The following is a 17,263-nucleotide window of genomic DNA, read 5'->3' as shown; positions in this document are numbered from 1 at the left end:
GGGATGACCGACGCAATCCGCTGGGGAATCCTGGCCACGGGCGGAATCGCCCACGCATTCACCAACGACCTCGTCCTCGGCGGATTCCAGGTGCAGGCCGTGGCCTCACGCACGCAGGCGTCGGCCGACGCCTTCGCGGCCGAGTTCGGCATCCCCACCGCACACCCGAGCTACGAGGCCCTAGCCGCCGACCCCGACGTCGACATCGTCTACATCTCCACGCCGCATCCGTTCCACGCCGAGAACGCCCATCTCATGCTCAACGCGGGCAAGCACGTCCTGATCGAGAAGCCGATCACCCTGAACGGCCGTGAGGCCCGGGAGGTCGTCGACCTCGCCGCGAGCAAGGGGCTGCTGGTGCTCGAGGGCATGTGGACCAGGTTCCTGCCGCACATGGTGCGGATCCGGGAGATCCTCGCCGCCGGCACGATCGGGGAGGTGCACACGCTGATCGCCGATCACACCCAGCTGCTGCCGGATGCCCCCGAGCACCGGCTGAATTCGATGGCGCTCGGCGGCGGCGCACTCCTCGACCTCGGCATCTACCCACTCACCTTCGCCTCCGAGTTGTTCGGACGCCCGGAGACCATCCTCGCGACCGCGACGTTCAAGCCGACCGGCGTCGACGCCCAGGTGGCCACGACGTTCCGCTACCCGGGCGGCCAGATTGCCCAGACCCTCTCCGCCAGCGACACGGCCGGCCCGAACACCGCGACCATCCTGGGCACCGCGGGCCGGATCGACATCGACCGGGTCTGGTACGCGCCGACGACGATCCGGGTGCGCGACAGCGCGAACAAGGTGATCGAGACCTTCAGCGCCCAGATCACCGGGCGCGGCATGCACTTCCAGGCCGTCGAGGCCGAGAAGCTCATCCGGGCCGGGAAGATCTCGAGCGACATCCTGCCGGTCGAGGAGATGGTCGCGATCATGGAGACCCTCGACGCCGTGCGCGAGCAGATCGGGTTGCGCTACCCCGGCGAGTGACCGGCTGCCGCGGGTGCTCACGGCCCGGGCGACGCCGCCTGTGCGGCCGCCACCGGATGCCACCCGTACTGGGGGTGACCCCGTGCGGGCACGGGTGAAGGGGGATCTGCCGAGTGTGAGTTAGCCTGAAACAACGGCGAATCGGGGGGCGTTTCATGTGGTCGAGGAGGCGACGGGGCCACGGCGGCGGGCAGCCGGCCCCCAGGCAACGGAGCGTCTCGTGGCTGTTGTGGGCGATGGGGCTCAGCCTCGGCATGTACCTCGGCGGACTTCTGCTGCACGGTGACGCCGGGTTCGATCCATTGGTCGACGGCTGGCTGGGGACGATCACCCGGTGGCTCACCGTTGCCGTCTGCTGGATTGCGGTGGTGCGCACCAGATTCCGGCGGCTGTCGGTGCTGTTGGCGGCTACGGCCGTGGCGGTGTATGCGGTCTCGAGCAGCTATTTCTATCTCGTTCAATCTGAAGGCGAGGAACTACCGTTCCCCTCCGTGGCGGATGCCGGATTCTTGTCGTTCTACCCGTTGATACTGACTGCGCTCGCCATCCTGGTGCGCCGACAGCTGCGCGGCCTGGCGCTGTCGGTGATTTTGGACGGCGCCGTCGGGGCGCTGGGCGTGGCCGCGGTGCTGGCGGTGGCGCTGCACCCGATACTGGATGCCGCCGTCGGAGCGCCGCCGTCGCCGGCCACCGTCGTCGCGCTCGCCTACCCGATGTCGGACCTGCTCCTGGGGGCGGTCGTCGTCGGCATCGCCGCCGCGCCGGGTCTGGTCGTCGGTCGCCGCTGGTTCCTGCTGGTCGGGGGCCTGCTGGTGTTCGCTGCCGCCGACGTCGTCTATGCGTTGCGTGTGTCTCGTGGCGTGTATGCCATCGGCACGCCCCTGGATGCGGCATGGGCAGTCGGGCTCGCCCTGGTCGCGTTGTGGATCGACGGCGTTGCGCGTCCGGGCGCTTCACAGAGCGGCACGGTGACGAAGGCAGGGGCGCTCGCGGTGCCGACGGCAGCGATGGCGGCGGCGGCGGGGGTGTTGATCCTGGGCAGCCTGATGGACGTGTCGGCCCTCGCAGTGGTTCTGGCGGCCCTGACGCTCGTCGTGGCTGTGGTTCGCACGCAGCTGGCTTTTCGCCAATTGGTGCGGATGGCCGACCTGCGTCGGCTGGCGAGGACGGATGAGCTGACCGGATTGCCGAACCGGCGGGCGCTCTATGCGGACGTTTCCGCGCGCCTGATGGCCGGGCCGGGACGGGCCGGCGCGCTCCTACTGCTGGATCTGGACCGGTTCAAGGAGGTCAACGACAGCCTCGGGCACGACGTCGGCGACCGGCTTCTGGTTCGGGTCGGCCGGCGGCTGGCCCGGCAACTGCGCAGCGGCGATCTGCTCGCACGGTTGGGTGGGGACGAATTCGCGATTTTCCTCGATGACGCCGATCGCGGGCAGGCCCTGGCCGTGGCCGTCAAGCTGCGGGCGGCGCTGGCGGAGCCCTTCACCCTGGAGGGCATCGCGCTGCAGACCGATGTCAGCATCGGGATAGCGTTGTGCCCCGATCAGGGCCGCGATCTGACGGTGCTGATGCGCAAGGCCGACATGGCGATGTACAAGGCGAAAGCGGCTCGGAGCGGACACAAGGTCTACGACAGCACCGACGACAGCCACGGCGATACCCGGCTCCGCACCCTTCAGGAATTGCGGGTGGCGCTGCGCGAAGACCAGTTGATCCTGCACTATCAGCCCAAGATCGACCTGGCCACCGAGCGGGTGACCGGTGTGGAGGCTCTCGTGCGCTGGAGCCATCCCGTCCGGGGCCTGTTGTACCCGGATAAGTTCCTCGTTCTGGTCGAGGAGGCCGGACTGATGCGCGACCTGACCCGGGTGGTGCTCGAGAAGGCCCTTGACCAGGCCGCGATCTGGCGGGCGCACCAGGACCCTCTGACCGTTGCGGTGAATCTGTCGGTCAGCTCCCTGATCGACGCGGAACTGCCAGACCGGGTGGCCGCGATGATCCTGAGCCGGGGGCTGTCCACGTCGGTCCTCATCCTGGAGATCACCGAGGAAGTCGTGTTGGACGACTTCCCGCGGGCCCGGTCCATCCTGGCCCGGTTGCGCGACATGGGCATTCGGATCGCCATCGATGATTTCGGCACGGGCTACAGTTCGCTGGCCTATCTCCGCGACCTGCCCGTCGATGAGCTCAAGCTTGACCAGTCCTTCGTCCTTCCGATGGCCGGCGACCCCCGGGCCGCCGCTCTCGTCGCCTCTTCCATCCACCTCGCCCACAGCCTCGGCCTGCGGATGGTGGCCGAAGGGGTCGAAGACGGCGTCGCCTGCGCCGAACTCGCCCGGTACGGCTGTGATGAGGCGCAGGGTTACTTCATAGCGCGCCCTGTCCCCGCCGCCGAGCTGGACGTGTGGCTCGCCGAGCGACGGCTTTCCGGGTCGGTGCTGTCCCCCGCCCGAAGTTGAAATCGTCGGTGCGGTGACGGATGCGTGTCGCCCCGGGCTGCGAGGTTGCGGCTGACCCGCCTGGGCGGCAGGCAGGCTGCCCGCGTGGAAGAAGAGCACGGCCTGCGGCGCAGCATCGCCTCCCTCCTCGCCGTTTACGCGCTCGGGGATGTGGGCGATAATGCGAAGCAGGCGATCGACACCATCACTGCAGGCTTCTACCGCTGCGGTGACAACCCGTCGAACACCTGATCCCATCCGGCGAGCGAAGGAGCCACCTGTGACACGGGCACTGTTCATCATCGACGTCCAGAACGATTTTACGGAGGGCGGCGCGCTCGCCGTCGAGGGCGGGTCCGCCGTGGCCGCCGGGGTGAGCGCGCTCCTGGCGGGGCATCCGAACGCCTACGGTTGCGTCTTCGCCTCTCGCGACTGGCATGACCCCGACAGCGACAACGGCGGCCACTTCGCCCCGTCCGGCGAACCCGACCACTCGGAGACCTGGCCGGTGCACTGCGTCGCGGGCACCCAGGGCGCCGAGTACCACCCGGCGCTGACGTTGCCGGAACACACCATCCACATCCGCAAGGGTCAGGGCGAGGCCGGCTACTCGATCTTCGACGGCGTCTCGGCGGGCGGCGACAAGACCGGCGAACTGCTGATCACGAACGGCGTGACGGATGTCGACATCGTCGGCCTGGCCACCGACCACTGTGTGCGGGCGAGCGGCCTCGACGCCCTCGAACACGGCCAGCACCTGCGCGTGCTCACCGACCTGATCGCCGGGGTCAACCCGGAGGCCAGCGAGGCGGCCCTGGCCGAACTGGCCCACGCGGGGGCCGTGCTGGCAACCTCAGACGTGGTCGCCTAGGTGGGGGGCTCGCCCGCACTCGTGCCGGGCTCCTTCGCACGGCGCCTCGACGGCGTGCGGATCGCGTACGACGTCGTGCCGGGGGATCGCCCGATCCTGCTCGTGCACGGTTTCGCGTCGACCGCCAGGGTCAGCTGGGCCGGCACCGGCTGGGTCCGCTTCCTCGAGGATGCCGGACGCGGTGTGGTCGCACCCGACCTCCGCGGGCACGGCCGTAGCGACAAGCCGCACCGGGCCGCCGACTACGCCCCCCGGCAGCTGGCCGCCGATCTCGTGGTCGTGCTCGACGCGCTCGGCCTGGACCAAGTCGACGTGGTGGCCTATTCGATGGGGTCCCGGGTCGCGGCGGCGCTCGCCCGGCTGGCCCCGGATCGGGTTGGCCGCCTTGTTCTCGGCGGTGCGGGGCCGGTCGAGCTGTTCGAGTCCTGGGACCGGGCGACACGGGACGCGGTCCTGGCGGGCGAGACCCCGGCCGACCCGGTGATCGCGTCCGTGCTCGCCGCCGCGGTCGCCGCGGGGGGAGACCCGGCTGCCCTGCTCGCCTGTGTGGAGGGGTTCGCCGGGGCGGAGCTCGATCTTCCGCCGGACGTCCCCGTGCTGTACGTGGCCGGCGGCGCCGACCCGATCCCGGCCGGGGTGGCCGAGCTGGCCCGTGCCCGCGGCTCCGACTACCGGGAACTGCCCGGCCGCGACCACGTGACCTCGCTCGCCTCCGGCGAGTTCAAGCGGGCCGCCCTGGATTTCCTCGCCTGAACGCACACCGAAGACCTCTAGCGGAACTATTCCGGAGAGTGCATCCAATCCGGGTCCTCCTCCGGAAGTAGTGGGATATGAGTGCTCAGGCACACAGCGCGGGGATGCCACCCCGTGACCCACACACCAGGAGGAAATCATGCGCAAGTCCCTCACGATCGGCCTGTCGGCGGCCTCGCTCGTCGCCCTCGTCGCCCTGGCCGGTCTCGCCCCGGCGCAGGCCGCCGATCACGTCGCCAAACTGTCCGTCTTCCACGGCGTACCGGGCCTCACCGTCGACGTGTACGTGAACAACAAGCTCACCCTCGACAATTTCAAGCCGGGTGACCTCGCCGGGCCGCTCGACCTGCCGGCCGGCACCTACACGGTGGCGATCACCGCCGCTGACGCGGCCGACGCGAGCAAGCCGGTCATCGGCCCGGTCGACCTGCCCCTCGAGGCGGGCAAGGACTACACCGCCGCCGCCCACCTCGACGCCGCCGGCAAACCCACGGCGACGCTCTTCACCAACGACATCGGCAAGCTGGAGGCCGGTCAGGGGCGCCTGACCGTTCGTCACGTGGCGGCCGCCCCGGCGGTCGACGTGCTCGCCAACGGCGCCGCGGCCATCACCAACCTGATCAACCCGAAGGAGTCGGTGCTGACCCTGCCGGCCGGCACCATCTCGGCGGCGGTCGCCGCGACGGGAACGACGGCGCCGGTGATCGGGCCGGCCGACGTCAATGTCGCGGAAGGCACGAACACGATCGTCTACGCGTGGGGCAGCCTGGCCGACAAGAACCTCGCCCTGGCCGTGCAGACCATCGCCGGCCTGCACTCCAACCCCGGCAGCATCCCGGCCGGTGAGGCCGGCCTGGTCGCCACGAACAAGCCCGCCGACACGACCGGGCTGTGGCTCGGGGCCTTCGCCGCGCTGCTGCTCGCACTCGGCACCGCGGCGGTCGTCGGGCTGCGTCGCTCGGCCGCGGCCGCTCGCCGCTGACCCGGAGCGCACGATGAGGGCCACAGTGGGCGCAATCGGGATGTTCGCTGTGGCTCTCGTTCTGCTCAGCGGATGCTCCGGGGTTCGGGGCCCCGCTGCATCCGCACCGAGGGCGGTCACGACGGCCGCGCCGGCACCGGCATCCATTGTTCCGGCCCCCCAGCCGACACCCGACGTGACGGTGCCGACGGTGAGCGCCGCCCTGAGCGCAAACCAGGCGCCGGTCCCGCTCGCCCCCGTGCGGATCCGGGTGGACGGCCTGGGCATCGACATGGCGGTCGAGGCGGTCGGCCGCACCGCGGAGAACACGATGGAACTTCCGAAGAACCCCGCCGTGGCCGCCTGGTACCGGTACGGCCCGTCGCCGGCCAGCGCGGCCGGTGCGACCGTGATCGCCGCCCACGTCGACTCGCTCGTCTACGACATCGGGCCGTTCGCCCGGCTCGCCTCGGCGAGGGCCGGAACCCAGGTCGTACTGACGCTCAGCGACGGAACGGATCGGCGCTACGCGGTCACCACCGTGCAGTCGATCCTCAAACCGGATGTCCCGTGGGACACGGTCTTCGGCCGGTCGGGTGCGCCCCGGCTGACGCTGGTGACCTGCGGCGGTGAATTCGACTACGAGGCGAAGCGCTACCTCTCCAACGTGATCGTGTCCGCGGATCCGATCCCATGACGACGAGGTGTGGCTATGCTGTGTCCGACGCTGGTCGAGGCGCCCTCCCCGGGGAGGCCTGAGGTGTACGACCGGCGGACGTCGTATTCGACCGGGAGGCACCCCAGCGTTGTGAGCGCACCCACCGATGCAGACGACCACGCACGGTTGGCCACCGCCTTCCGTGGGGGAGACGAACGCGCGCTCGCCGAGGCATACGCCCGCTGGTCCGCGCTCGTGCACACCATCGCCGTGCGCTCGCTCGGCGACCGGGGTGAGGCAGAGGACGTGACCCAGAAGGTCTTCATCGCGGCCTGGAACGGTCGGGCCGGCTTCGACCCGTCACGGGCACGGCTGTCGGCCTGGCTCGTCGGCATCACCCGGCATGCGGTGGCCGACGCGCACGAAGCCCGCTCGCGCCGTCGCCGGATCGAGGCGGCCGTGACGGGCGAACTCAAGTTCAGCCTGCCGGACGAATCGGCCGACGTCGCCGACCGGCTCCTGATCAGCGACGAACTGCAACGGCTCGAACCGGTGCCGCAGCGCGTGATGCGGCTGGCGTTCTTCGACGACCTGACGCACGCCCAGATCGCCGATAGCCTCGGACTGCCCCTCGGCACCGTGAAGAGTCACATCAGACGAAGCCTGACCAGGCTGCGCACCAGATTGGAGGCGAACGATGACACACATTGACCGGGACGATCTCGCGCTCATTGCCCTGGCTGAGCTCGACCTCACCGAACCGGAACGCGTACACCTGTCCGAATGCCCCGAGTGCTCGCTCGACCTGATCTCCCTGCGGCACACAATTGCGGTCGGCCGGTCGGCGCGCGACGTCGAAGTCATCGAGCCGGGCGACGCCGTCTGGGGCCGCATCCATTCCGCCCTCGGGCTCTCCGACGCGGTCGCGGGCACGCCCCGCCGCTCCGACTACCCGGCGGCCGTTGGCCCGGCACGTGCGGGGCCGGCACGTGTGGGGCCGGTCGCGCGGATCGACGGCAGCGCACGGCCGGGCCGCGCCCGCTTCTGGCTGCCGCTGACCGTCGCGGCCGGGATCGTCGGCCTGGTCGGCGGCATCGGCGGAGGGATCTGGTGGGAATCGCTCCGGCAGGACGCCGCGCCCCCCGTCGTCACCGAGGCGAAGATCGCCGAGGCGAAACTGGACCCGTTCCCCGGCTGGGACGCCGCCGGCACCGCCTACGTGGAGAAGGCCGCCGACGGGCGCCGGGAGGTCGTGGTCGACCTCACCGGGGCGACCGGCACGGCCCCCCTGCGCGAGGTGTGGCTGATCAAGGCGGATGCCTCCGGCCTGGTCAGCATCGGACTGCTCGACGGGAACACCGGCCGGTTCAGCATCCCCGACGGGCTCGACCTGGCCCAGTACCCGCTCGTCGACGTGTCCGCCGAGCCGGACAACGGCGACCCGGCGCACTCCGGCGACTCGATCGTGCGCGGCCGGCTGCACGCCACCTGACCCCTGCACGCCACCTGACCCCCGCACGCCACGGGCCGCGGGCGGTTACAACTGGTGGCCGAGCTTGTATTCGGGCATGTCCTCGCCCTTGCGGGTGTAGGAGAAGCCGTCCGCGCCGACGGTCACCGCCAGTTCGCTGGACTGGGTGCGTTCGATAACGGGCTGCGGGTTGCCGTCGAGGTCGAGCACGAGGGAGGCATCCGTGTACCAGCTCGGCACCACCGGGTTGCCCCACCAGTCGCGGCGCTGGTTGTCGTGCACGTCCCAGGTGACGACGGGGTTGTCGGGGTCGCCGGTGTAGTAGTCCTGGGTGTAGATCTCGACGCGGTGGCCGTCGGGGTCGCGCAGGTAGAGGTAGAACGCGTTGGACACGCCGTGCCGGCCCGGGCCGCGCTCGATCAGGTCGGACTTGCGCAGCGCGCCGAGCTTGTCGCAGATGTAGATGATGTTGTGCTTCTCGTGCGTGGAGAAGGCGATGTGGTGCATCCGCGGGCCGTTGCCGCCGGTCAGGGCGGTGTCGTGCACGGTGTCCTTTCGGCGCAGCCACGCCGCATAGGTGACGCCGTCCTCGTCCTGGATGTCCTCGGTGACCCGGAAACCGAGGTCCTCGAGGTAGCCGCGGCCGAGGCCCACGTCGGGGGTGACCTGGTTGAAATGGTCGAGGCGCACGAGTGCGCCCGGACCCTGGAGGTCGTAGCGCCAGGCGAGGCGTTCGACGTGCCGGGTGTCGTAGAAGAATTCGTAGGGGAACCCGAGCGGGTCTTCGACGCGCACCGAGTCGCCGATGCCCTTCACGAAGCCGTTCGCGCGGCGTTCGGTGCGGCAGCCGAGCTCGCGGTAGTACGCCTCGGCGAGGTCGACGTCGAGCGGGGCACGCACCCGGAAGGCGAACGCGGACACGGCGGCAACCGGGCCCTGGCGCAGCACGAGGTTGTGGTGGATGAACTCCTCGAAGCTGCGCAGGTAGATTTCGGTGTCGCTCTCCTCGGTCACGACGAGGCCGAGGATGTCCACGTAGAACTCGCGGGACGCGGCCAGGTCGGTGACGACGAGGTCCATGTAGGCGCAGCGCAGGATGTCGGGCGGGGTGGCTGCGGGGGTGGGGATGGGGGTGGTGGTCATGGGGATCCTCCTCGTTGAGTGTCAGTTGGTGGTGGTCGTGTTCGGTGTCGGTGAGCCTGGTCTCGACAGGCTCGACCACCGGTGATCGAGCCTGCCCGCCGGTGATCGAGCCTGTCGAGATCCGGCCCTGTCGGTGATCGAGCCTGGTCTCGACAGGCTCGACCACCGGTGATCGAGCCGGCCCCGCGGTGATCGAGCCTGTCGAGATCCGGGTCAGGCGGCGCCGAAGCGGGCGGTGTGCACGGCGCCGAGGGTGATGTGCACTGCCTGCTGCTCGGTGTAGAAATCGATCGACCGGTAGCCGCCCTCGTGCCCGAGCCCCGAGGCCTTGACCCCGCCGAACGGGGTGCGCAGGTCGCGCACATTGTGCGAGTTCAGCCAGACCATGCCGGCCTCGATCGCCTGGGCGAAGGTGTGCGCCCGGGTGAGGTCGCTCGTCCAGAGGTACGCGGCGAGGCCGTACCTCACTCCGTTGGCCAGCGCGAGGGCTTCCTCGTCGGTGTCGAACGGGGTGATCGACACGACCGGGCCGAAGATCTCCTCCTGGAAGATGCGGGCCGTGGGAGGGACATCCGCGAACACGGTCGGGGACACGTAGTTGCCCTCCGGCAGGTGCGCCGGGCGGCCGCCGCCCGCGAGCAGGCGGCCCTCGGTCTTGCCGATCTCCACGTAGCTCATCACCTTGGCGTAGTGCTCGGGGTGCACGAGCGCGCCGACCTCGGTCTTCGGATCGTGCGGGTCGCCGACCACGATGTTCCGGGCGCGGGCGGCGTAGCGGGCGCAGAAGTCCTCGTAGACGGCGCGCTCGACCAGGATCCGGCTGCCGGCGGTGCAGCGCTCGCCGTTGAGGGAGAACACACCGAACAGGGTCGAGTCGATCGCGGCCTCCAGGTCGGCGTCGGCGAACACGACGGCGGGGGACTTGCCGCCGAGCTCCATCGACATGCCCTTGAGGTTGGCGGCGCAGTTGCGGTAGATGGTCTGGCCGGTGGTGGTCTCGCCGGTGAACGAGATGAGGGGCACACCCGGATGCTTGACCAACGCGTCTCCCGCCTCCTCGCCGATCCCGTTGACCAGGTTGAAGACCCCCTCGGGCAGCCCGGCGGCGGCGAAGATCTCGGCCCACAGACTGGCCGAGAGCGGGGTGAACTCGGCCGGCTTGAGCACGACGGTGCAGCCGGAGGCCAGCGCGGGGGCCAGCTTCCAGCTCTCCAGCATGAACGGGGTGTTCCACGGGGTGATCAGCCCGGCGACGCCGACCGGTTTGCGGTTGACGTAATTGATCTGGCTGCCGGGCACCTTGTAGGTGTCATCGGCCTGCGCCACGATCAGGTCCGCGAAGAAGCGGAAATTCTCGGCCGCCCGGCTGGCCTGGCCGAGGGCCTGGGTGATCGGCAGCCCGGTGTCGAACGTTTCCAGTTCGGCGAGGCGGGCATCCTGCGCCTCGATCGCATCGGCGATCCGGTTCAGGATGCGGGACCGCTCGCGCGGCTTCATCCCGGGCCACGGCCCGTTCTCGAAGGCCTCCGTGGCGGCGGCGACGGCCAGGTCGATGTCCTCCTGCTGGCCGGCGGCGGCGGTGGCATAGGTCTGGTTGGAGACCGGGTCGAGAACGTCGAAGGTGGTGCCGGAGACGCTGTCGACGAAGCGGCCGCCGATGAAGTGCCGGAGATGGGTGGGCAGGTTCTCGGGGATGAAGTGAACGCGCGGAGCCGGGGTGGTGGCGGTGGTGTCGGTCGTTGTCATGGGTCAGGCTCCGTTCGGGGTGTTGCCGTCGACCGTGAAACCGTCGACGGGGGAGAGGTACTGCTCGCCGGCGGCCAGGAGCCGCTTCATGGTGACGAGGCCGGCATCCGTGGGGGTGATCAGCGGCGGCCGCACGAAACCGGATGCGATCAGGCCACGCTGTTCGAGCACCCATTTGCCGGGCGCCGGGTTGGTCTCGACGAACAGCAGGTCGACGAGGGGGTGCAGGCCGTAGTGGATCTCGCGGGCCCGGTCGAGGTCGCCGGCAACCCACGCGTCGTACAGCTCCACGTGCGCCACGGGGGCGATGTTGGAGGTTGCGCTGATCAGGCCCACCCCGCCGAGGGCGAGCAACGGCAGGCAGAGCAGCTCGATCCCGCTCCAGACCAGCAGTTCCTTTCCGCAGAGGTGCAGCACCCGGGAGAAGTGTTCGAAGTCCTTGGTGGTCTCCTTGACCCCGACGAAGTTGTCGAAATCGCGGTAGAGCCGGGCGATGGTCTCCGGGGCGATGTCCACGGCGGTGCGGCTGGGCACGTTGTAGGCCACGATCGGCAGATCGGGGAACTCCTCGGCCACCGTCTTGTACCAGACGTAGAGGGCCTCCTGGGTGGGCCGGGCGTAGTACGGGGTGATGATCAGGGCGGCGTCGACGCCGGCGTCCCGGGCGGCGGCGGTCAGTTCGAGGGTCTCGTCGAGCTTGGCCGAGCCGGTGCCCGGCATGAACGGCACCCGGTCGCCGATGGTCTCGGCGACGGTCCGGATCGCGGCGGCGCGCTCGCCGATGCTCTGCGAGCTCGGTTCCCCGGTCGACCCGCCGAGCGAGATGCCGTGGGTGCCGGAGGCGATCTGCCAGTTGACGAGGTTGGCCAGGCCGGCATGGTCGACCGCGCCGTCGGCCGTGAACGGCGTCATGAGGGGCGCGATGGAGCCCTTGATCTGGCGGGGGTCACTGCGGAACTTCATGGGGTGTTCCCTTCGGGACTGCGGATGTGTGGTCGGTGATCGAGCGTGCCGGTGACGGAGCGTGTCGAGATCGAGCGTGTCGGTGATCGAGCTTGTCGAGATCGAGCGTGCCGGCGATCGAGCCTGTCGAGATCCCGGGGTCTCGACAGGCTCGACCACCGGGCGGGGTCTCGACAGGCTCGACCATCGGGCGGGGTCTCGACAGGCTCGACCACCGGGCGGGGTCTCGACAAGCTCGACCATCGGGCGGGGTCTCGACAAGCTCGACCATCGGGCTAGCGGGCGGGGGTGTTCTGGCGGGCGAGGAAGGCGTCGAGGGTGCCGAGGCGGTGGTTGCGCGCCGCGAGCTCGACCTGCAGCGGGTCGGCGCCGTTCTCGATCAGGTCGAGCAGCGCGGTGTGTTCGGCCACGGATTCGTGGGCGCGTCCCGGCACGAAGCTGAAGATGGAGTCCCGCAGCGCGCTGAGTCGGCTCCAACCCCGGTGCACGAGGTCGAGCAGGTGCGGGTTGGGGCAGGCCTCGAACAGGGTGGAGTGGAACTCCAGGTTCAGCCGGGTGAAGCTGACCGGATCGAAATGGCCGAGGCAGTCGGCCATCTCCGCGTTGATCTGCCTGGCGCGTTCGAGCGTGTCCGCGTCGAGCACGGGCGCCGAGAGCGCCGTGGCGTAGCCCTCGACCAGGCTGAGCGTCTGCATGGTGTGCACGTATTCCGTGGCGTCGAGCATCGCGACCTGCGCGCCGATGTTCCGCTCGAAGGTGACCAGACCCTCCGCCTCGAGCAGGCGGATGGCCTCCCGCACGGGGACCGCGCTGACGTCGAGTTCGCGGGCGATCTGGCCGAGCACCAGGCGGTAGCCGGGGCTGAAGGTCCCGTCGCTGATGCGCGACCTGATCCAGTGGTGGGCGAGCTGGGCCTTGCTCAGATCGCCGGTGGGCGAGTCCGTCGAGACGGTCATTTCTTCTCCTCCTGCCAGTGCCGGTAGCGGGCCTTCCAGTCCGCGTTCATCGGGTACAGCCCGTCGACGCCGTGGCCGGCCGCGACCATCTCGGCGATGAAGCCCTCCTCGCGTTCCTGTTCGATGGCCGAGGCGACGACGTCCTCGACCAGGTGCGGCGGGATCACGAGGAGGCCGTCGGCATCGCCGACGATCACGTCGCCGGGCTGCACGGCGGCGCCGCCGCAGGCAATGGCGAGGTCGGTGTCCCAGGGCACGTGCCGCCGGCCGAGCACGGCCGGGTGCCCTCCGGCATGGTAGGTGGGGATGGAGAGGGCGGTGACGGCCGCGAGGTCGCGCACGCCGCCATCCGTCACGATCCCGGCCGCCCCGCGAACCTGGGCGCGCAGGGCGAGGATGTCGCCGACCGTGCCGGTGCCGCGCTCGCCGCGGGCCTCCAGCACGATCACGTCGTCGGGCCCGAGCGAGTCGAAGGCGCGTTTCTGGGCGTTGTAGCCGCCGCCGTGGGACTCGAACAGGTCTTCCCGGTTCGGCAGGTAGCGCAGGGTGCGCGCCCGGCCGACGAGGCGGACATCGGGCCGGGTCGAGCCGAGGCCGTCGATCGACACGTTGTTGAAGCCGCGTTTGCGCAGTTGTGCGCTGAGGGTGGCGGTGCCGACGCTGTTGATGCGTTCCTTCAGCGCGGCGGTGAGCACGAATTCGGGAGCCACCGGAGCGAGCCCGGCGGCCTCGGCGGACCCCCAGGCCTCGGTGCGCTGCAGGTTGTCGACGCGGGGTTCGGCGCCGTAACCGGCCAGCGGGATTGTGCCCTCGATCACTATGGTGCGGAGCCGGCCCGTGGTCAGCGGCCGCGTCGCGGCCGGCGCGTCGACCTCGACCTCGACGACGTCGCCGGGCCGCACCACCGAGGCGCCGGCCGGGGTTCCGGTCAGGATGATGTCGCCCGGTTCGAGCGTGATCAGCTGGGAGAGGTCGGCGACGAGGCGGCCGAACGGGAAGAACAGCGTGGCCGTGGTGTCGTCCTGGGCGAGGACGCCGTTCACCCAGGTGCGGATGCGCAGGGCGGCCGGGTCGACCTCGCGCGCAGGAAGGACGGCCGGCCCGATCGGGGTGAAACCGTCGCCGCCCTTGGATCGGAGGTTGGATCCCTTGTCGGCGTAACGCAGGTCGTAGACGCCGAAGTCGTTGCTCGCGGTGACGCCGGCCACCGCGTTCCAGCCCTCCGCCGGGCTCACCCGGCGGGCCCGTGTGCCGATGATCAGGGCGATCTCTCCCTCGAAGGCGAGCAGTTCGGTGCCGGCCGGGCGTTCGATCTCGCCGGGGAGGGCGAGCGAGCTGGCCGGCTTCAGGAAGTACGACGGCTGGGCCGGGACCCTCCCGCGCTGCGCGGCGCGGCTCGGGTAGTTGATGTGCACGGCGATGACCTTGCCCGGCCGGGCGCCGACGAGCGCCTCGACGGCGGATTCGATGGTGTCGGACAACCTGCACTCCTCTGTGTTGAACGGCGGTGGTGAAACCTGCGGTGCCGTGGTGCTGGCTGCTTGTGGTGGCACCGGCATCCCGCCGCTGAGCCTGATCGAGCGGCATGTCTCAAATCATATACGATTTATAGCGCGGGTGGATCGGACTGCGCAAGAATTTTCGGGGCAGGCCGCCGTGCGCAGATCGAGGCGGGCGGGCGGCGCGACGAAGGGCAGGGGACCGGCGGTGATTCCGCCGCTCTCCCCTGCCCCCCGCGTTGCCGGACTGCCGCTAGTCTCGGGCGGACACCCCGAGGTGCACTCCCCGCGTTTCCTTGACCACGGAGACCGCGGTGAAGGAGATGGCGGCGAGCACCATGATGTAGATGCCGATCGAGGGCGACCAGCTGGTCTCGTCCAGCAGCAGCTGGGCGATCAGGGGGGCGAATGCCCCGCCGAGGATCGCGCCGAGGGCGTAGCCGATCGACACGCCGGAGTACCGCACGTGGGCTGGGAACATCTCGGCGTAGAGCGCGGCCTGCGGGCCGTAGGACAGGCCGAGGCCGATCGCGAGCACGAGCAGCGCGATCGCGAAGAGCACGATGTTCTTCGTGTCGATCAGCAGGAACATCGGGATCGCCCAGGCGAAGAGCCAGGCGTAGCCGATCTGGAAGGTGCGGATGCGGCCGATCCGGTCGGACAGTATCCCGCCGAACATCGTGGCCGCGAGCCAGAAGACCGCGGCGACCGTGCTCGCCACCAGCACGGGGGAGCGCTCCATGCCCAGCCCGCCGGCCTCGGCCGGTTTCGTGGCGTAGGAGGAGAAGAAGGCGATCAGCAGGTAGCCGGCGGCGTTGTTGGCGATGAAGATGAGCGCGGTGAGCACGACCTGGCGCCAGTTGTGCGCGAAGAGTTCCTTCAGCGGTGCGGCGGACTCCTTCTTGCGTTCCCGGAGCTCGGTGAAGACGGGGCTCTCGTTGACGGAGCGGCGGATGACGTAGCCGATACCGATCAGGACGACGGAGAGGAGGAACGGGATCCGCCAGCCCCAGGCGAGGAACGCTTCTTCGGTCATCGAGTTGGTCACGACGAGCATGATCCCCGTGGCGAGGATGAGCCCGGACGGGACGCCGATCTGGGGGTAGGCGCCGAAGAGGCCGCGTTTGTCGGCGGGCGCGTGTTCGACCGACATGAGCGCCGCGCCGCCCCACTCGCCGCCGGCGGAGAAGCCCTGCAGGATGCGCAGCAGGATGAGCAGCAGCGGTGCCGCGACGCCGATCTGGGCGTAGGTCGGCAGCACGCCGATGAGCACGGTCGACGCGCCCATCATCACGAGGGTGACCACGAGCATGGCCTTGCGGCCGAGCCGGTCGCCGAGGTGCCCGGCGACGATCGCGCCGAGCGGCCGGAACAGGAAGCTGATCCCGATCGAGGCCCAGGCGACCAGCTGGGCGAGCGCGGCGTTGTCGCTGCCGAGCGGGGCGAAGTAGAGGCCGGCGAGCACAAGGCCGGCGGCCTGCGCGTAGATGAAGAAGTCGTACCACTCGATCGTGGTTCCGACCATGGTGCCGACGAGGACGCGTCGTTCCTCGAGGCGTTTCGCGTTCGTCTTCGTTGGTTCGGTCGTCAGAGCCATGGAATACCTCCTTGTATTCGGTGCGGGTGAAGTCGGTTCGGTGCGTCCGATGCTGTGCATCGCCGGCAATGCAGGGAATGTATCACAAATCGTATATTATGTGCAAGGATGCGCATCGCCTCGGGCGGGGCGTGCCCAATCCGGGTCGGAGCCGCCCGTCAAATTCGACGGAGATTTTGCCTGGATCGCGCGAAACAGGGGCCGGATGCCGCGGATCGCCAAGAATGTCCGTCGAATTCGACGGGGCGGGCGGCGCCGGTGCGCGTCAGCGGAGCGCGGCCGTGATCGCGGCTGCGGCGCGGGTGAGGCGGGCGCCCAGTTCGGCCGACGGGCGTCCCCCGGCCAGGTAGACCACGGCGAGGGCGGCGGGCGGCTCGCCCGCAACGGACAGCGGCACGGCCACGGACGCCAGGCCGGGGATGACCTCGTCGTGGCTCGTCGCGAAGCCCTGGGTGCCGACGGCCGCGGCCTCGGATCGCCGGGCGCCGTCGCCGCCGAGGTCGGCCCACTGGGCGGGGGAGAGCAGGGACTGGATGGCGATCCCCGGCGCGCCGACGGCGAGCGGATGCCGGGTCCCCGGCCGCCGGGCGACAGTCGCGTGCGCCTCGCGGGGTTCGACGCTGACGAGGGTGACGACCTCGAGCCGGTCGAGCACGGCGACGAAGGCCGTCATTCCGAGCTCGTTGGCGACGCTCGTGAGCTCGGGCAGGGCCGCGGCCTGCAGGTCGCGGGAGACCCCGCGGGCGAGCGCCGCCATCCGCGGGCCCAGGCGCACGGCGCCGGCGGCATCCCGCACCACGACGCCGTGATCCTCGAGGGTGCGGAGGATCCGGTAGGCGATCGACCGGTGCACGCCGAGGGCGGCGGCGACCTCGGCGATGCTCAGTGGCGAGTCGGCCTCGGCGAGGATCTCGAGCACGCGGATGCCGCGGGAAAGGGTCTGCGAGTGCGGCGCCGCACTCGCGCCGGCCCGGCTGGTTTGCATCGACACCGTGCCATTGTCGCATCCGGTTCCCCGGCGCGGTTGCAGGGACGACCGGCCGCGGGCGGGAAGCCGTGCGCCGGCCTGCCCCAGCCGTGCGCCGAGAATCAACACGGACCGGCCGCACGGGCCTATCTTGGTGCTCGATGAGCGCGATCTGGGTCTCCGTCTGCCTGGCCGCCGCCGCGGTGGCGGCCGGCCTGGCCGCCGTCTGCGCGCTGGCGGCGCTCCGCAC

The 17,263-nt window shown here is 70.2% G+C and carries 16 protein-coding genes; 9 read left to right on the top strand and 7 right to left on the bottom strand.

Annotated elements, in window-relative coordinates; translation table 11 throughout:
- Nucleotides 1-3: 3 nt before the first annotated feature.
- The 9 genes from E3T48_RS10940 to E3T48_RS10905 all read left to right on the top strand — a co-directional run bounded on the left by E3T48_RS10940 (nucleotide 4) and on the right by E3T48_RS10905 (nucleotide 8,163).
- Nucleotides 4-987, top strand: coding sequence for a Gfo/Idh/MocA family protein (locus E3T48_RS10940; RefSeq protein WP_134524095.1), 984 nt, complete (start codon nucleotides 4-6; stop codon nucleotides 985-987).
- Between the two features lie 236 nt (nucleotides 988-1,223).
- Nucleotides 1,224-3,449, top strand: a complete 2,226-nt coding sequence (locus E3T48_RS10935; protein WP_134524094.1) for a putative bifunctional diguanylate cyclase/phosphodiesterase — start codon at nucleotides 1,224-1,226, stop codon at nucleotides 3,447-3,449.
- An 84-nt stretch (nucleotides 3,450-3,533) separates the two neighbouring features.
- On the top strand, nucleotides 3,534-3,680 hold the full coding sequence (locus E3T48_RS16765) for a hypothetical protein (RefSeq protein ID WP_166789703.1): 147 nt from the start codon (nucleotides 3,534-3,536) through the stop codon (nucleotides 3,678-3,680).
- A 28-nt stretch (nucleotides 3,681-3,708) separates the two neighbouring features.
- A complete protein-coding gene (locus E3T48_RS10930) occupies nucleotides 3,709-4,299 on the top strand; it encodes an isochorismatase family protein (protein ID WP_134524093.1) in 591 nt (196 codons plus the stop codon).
- A complete protein-coding gene (locus E3T48_RS10925; protein WP_198417661.1) occupies nucleotides 4,300-5,052 on the top strand; it encodes an alpha/beta fold hydrolase in 753 nt (250 codons plus the stop codon).
- Nucleotides 5,053-5,191: 139 nt separating this feature from the next.
- Nucleotides 5,192-6,034: a DUF4397 domain-containing protein gene (locus E3T48_RS10920; protein WP_134524092.1), complete on the top strand. Its 843-nt coding sequence runs from the start codon at nucleotides 5,192-5,194 to the stop codon at nucleotides 6,032-6,034.
- A 13-nt stretch (nucleotides 6,035-6,047) separates the two neighbouring features.
- Nucleotides 6,048-6,710 carry a class F sortase gene (locus E3T48_RS10915; RefSeq protein WP_134524091.1) on the top strand — a complete coding sequence of 221 codons (663 nt, stop codon included), beginning with the start codon at nucleotides 6,048-6,050 and terminating at the stop codon, nucleotides 6,708-6,710.
- A gap of 111 nt (nucleotides 6,711-6,821) precedes the next feature.
- Nucleotides 6,822-7,382 (top strand): RNA polymerase sigma factor, encoded by a 561-nt coding sequence (locus E3T48_RS10910; protein ID WP_241986766.1) that lies wholly within the window; start codon nucleotides 6,822-6,824, stop codon nucleotides 7,380-7,382.
- Complete coding sequence (locus E3T48_RS10905) at nucleotides 7,369-8,163, top strand: anti-sigma factor domain-containing protein (RefSeq protein WP_134524089.1); 795 nt, start codon at nucleotides 7,369-7,371, stop codon at nucleotides 8,161-8,163. The genes E3T48_RS10910 and E3T48_RS10905 overlap by 14 nt, the downstream gene beginning before the upstream one ends.
- Before the next feature lie 45 nt (nucleotides 8,164-8,208).
- Here E3T48_RS10905 and hpaD read toward each other — a convergent pair whose 3' ends face one another.
- The 7 genes from hpaD to E3T48_RS10870 all read right to left on the bottom strand — a co-directional run bounded on the left by hpaD (nucleotide 8,209) and on the right by E3T48_RS10870 (nucleotide 17,031).
- Nucleotides 8,209-9,285 (bottom strand): 3,4-dihydroxyphenylacetate 2,3-dioxygenase, encoded by a 1,077-nt coding sequence (gene hpaD / locus E3T48_RS10900; RefSeq protein ID WP_134524088.1) that lies wholly within the window; start codon nucleotides 9,283-9,285, stop codon nucleotides 8,209-8,211.
- Between the two features lie 213 nt (nucleotides 9,286-9,498).
- The gene (gene hpaE, locus E3T48_RS10895) at nucleotides 9,499-11,031 is read right to left on the bottom strand and encodes a 5-carboxymethyl-2-hydroxymuconate semialdehyde dehydrogenase (RefSeq protein ID WP_134524087.1); all 1,533 of its coding nucleotides are present in this window, start codon (nucleotides 11,029-11,031) and stop codon (nucleotides 9,499-9,501) included.
- Nucleotides 11,032-11,034: 3 nt separating this feature from the next.
- Entirely contained in the window at nucleotides 11,035-11,994 is a 960-nt protein-coding gene (gene dapA, locus E3T48_RS10890; RefSeq protein ID WP_134524086.1) for a 4-hydroxy-tetrahydrodipicolinate synthase, read from the bottom strand.
- Nucleotides 11,995-12,269: 275 nt separating this feature from the next.
- Nucleotides 12,270-12,950 (bottom strand): GntR family transcriptional regulator, encoded by a 681-nt coding sequence (locus tag E3T48_RS10885; RefSeq protein ID WP_134524085.1) that lies wholly within the window; start codon nucleotides 12,948-12,950, stop codon nucleotides 12,270-12,272.
- Nucleotides 12,947-14,509, bottom strand: a complete 1,563-nt coding sequence (locus tag E3T48_RS10880) for a fumarylacetoacetate hydrolase family protein (RefSeq protein ID WP_134524084.1) — start codon at nucleotides 14,507-14,509, stop codon at nucleotides 12,947-12,949. Before E3T48_RS10880 ends, E3T48_RS10885 begins: the two co-directional genes overlap by 4 nt.
- A gap of 193 nt (nucleotides 14,510-14,702) precedes the next feature.
- Nucleotides 14,703-16,046 carry an MFS transporter gene (locus E3T48_RS10875; protein ID WP_134524083.1) on the bottom strand — a complete coding sequence of 448 codons (1,344 nt, stop codon included), beginning with the start codon at nucleotides 16,044-16,046 and terminating at the stop codon, nucleotides 14,703-14,705.
- Nucleotides 16,047-16,311: 265 nt separating this feature from the next.
- A complete protein-coding gene (locus E3T48_RS10870; protein WP_134524106.1) occupies nucleotides 16,312-17,031 on the bottom strand; it encodes an IclR family transcriptional regulator in 720 nt (239 codons plus the stop codon).
- Nucleotides 17,032-17,263: the final 232 nt, after the last annotated feature.

The organism is Cryobacterium fucosi (assembly GCF_004403515.1).
Lineage (GTDB): Bacteria > Actinomycetota > Actinomycetes > Actinomycetales > Microbacteriaceae > Cryobacterium > Cryobacterium fucosi.
The sequence above is the reverse complement of the archived record's forward strand: the minus strand, read 5'-3'. Positions and strand labels throughout refer to the sequence as shown.

Bases quoted from the DNA above. Each gene is read 5' to 3' on its own strand.
- E3T48_RS10880 (WP_134524084.1), bottom strand. From the start codon at position 14,509: ATGCCGGTGCCACCACAAGCAGCCAGCACCACGGCACCGCAGGTTTCA.
- E3T48_RS10940 (WP_134524095.1), top strand. From the start codon at position 4: ATGACCGACGCAATCCGCTGGGGAATCCTGGCCACGGGCGGAATCGCC.
- E3T48_RS10905 (WP_134524089.1), top strand. From the start codon at position 7,369: ATGACACACATTGACCGGGACGATCTCGCGCTCATTGCCCTGGCTGAG.
- E3T48_RS10920 (WP_134524092.1), top strand. From the start codon at position 5,192: ATGCGCAAGTCCCTCACGATCGGCCTGTCGGCGGCCTCGCTCGTCGCC.
- E3T48_RS10875 (WP_134524083.1), bottom strand. From the start codon at position 16,046: ATGGCTCTGACGACCGAACCAACGAAGACGAACGCGAAACGCCTCGAG.
- E3T48_RS10870 (WP_134524106.1), bottom strand. From the start codon at position 17,031: ATGCAAACCAGCCGGGCCGGCGCGAGTGCGGCGCCGCACTCGCAGACC.
- E3T48_RS10935 (WP_134524094.1), top strand. From the start codon at position 1,224: ATGGGGCTCAGCCTCGGCATGTACCTCGGCGGACTTCTGCTGCACGGT.
- hpaE (WP_134524087.1), bottom strand. From the start codon at position 11,031: ATGACAACGACCGACACCACCGCCACCACCCCGGCTCCGCGCGTTCAC.
- E3T48_RS10915 (WP_134524091.1), top strand. From the start codon at position 6,048: ATGAGGGCCACAGTGGGCGCAATCGGGATGTTCGCTGTGGCTCTCGTT.
- hpaD (WP_134524088.1), bottom strand. From the start codon at position 9,285: ATGACCACCACCCCCATCCCCACCCCCGCAGCCACCCCGCCCGACATC.
- E3T48_RS10885 (WP_134524085.1), bottom strand. From the start codon at position 12,950: ATGACCGTCTCGACGGACTCGCCCACCGGCGATCTGAGCAAGGCCCAG.
- dapA (WP_134524086.1), bottom strand. From the start codon at position 11,994: ATGAAGTTCCGCAGTGACCCCCGCCAGATCAAGGGCTCCATCGCGCCC.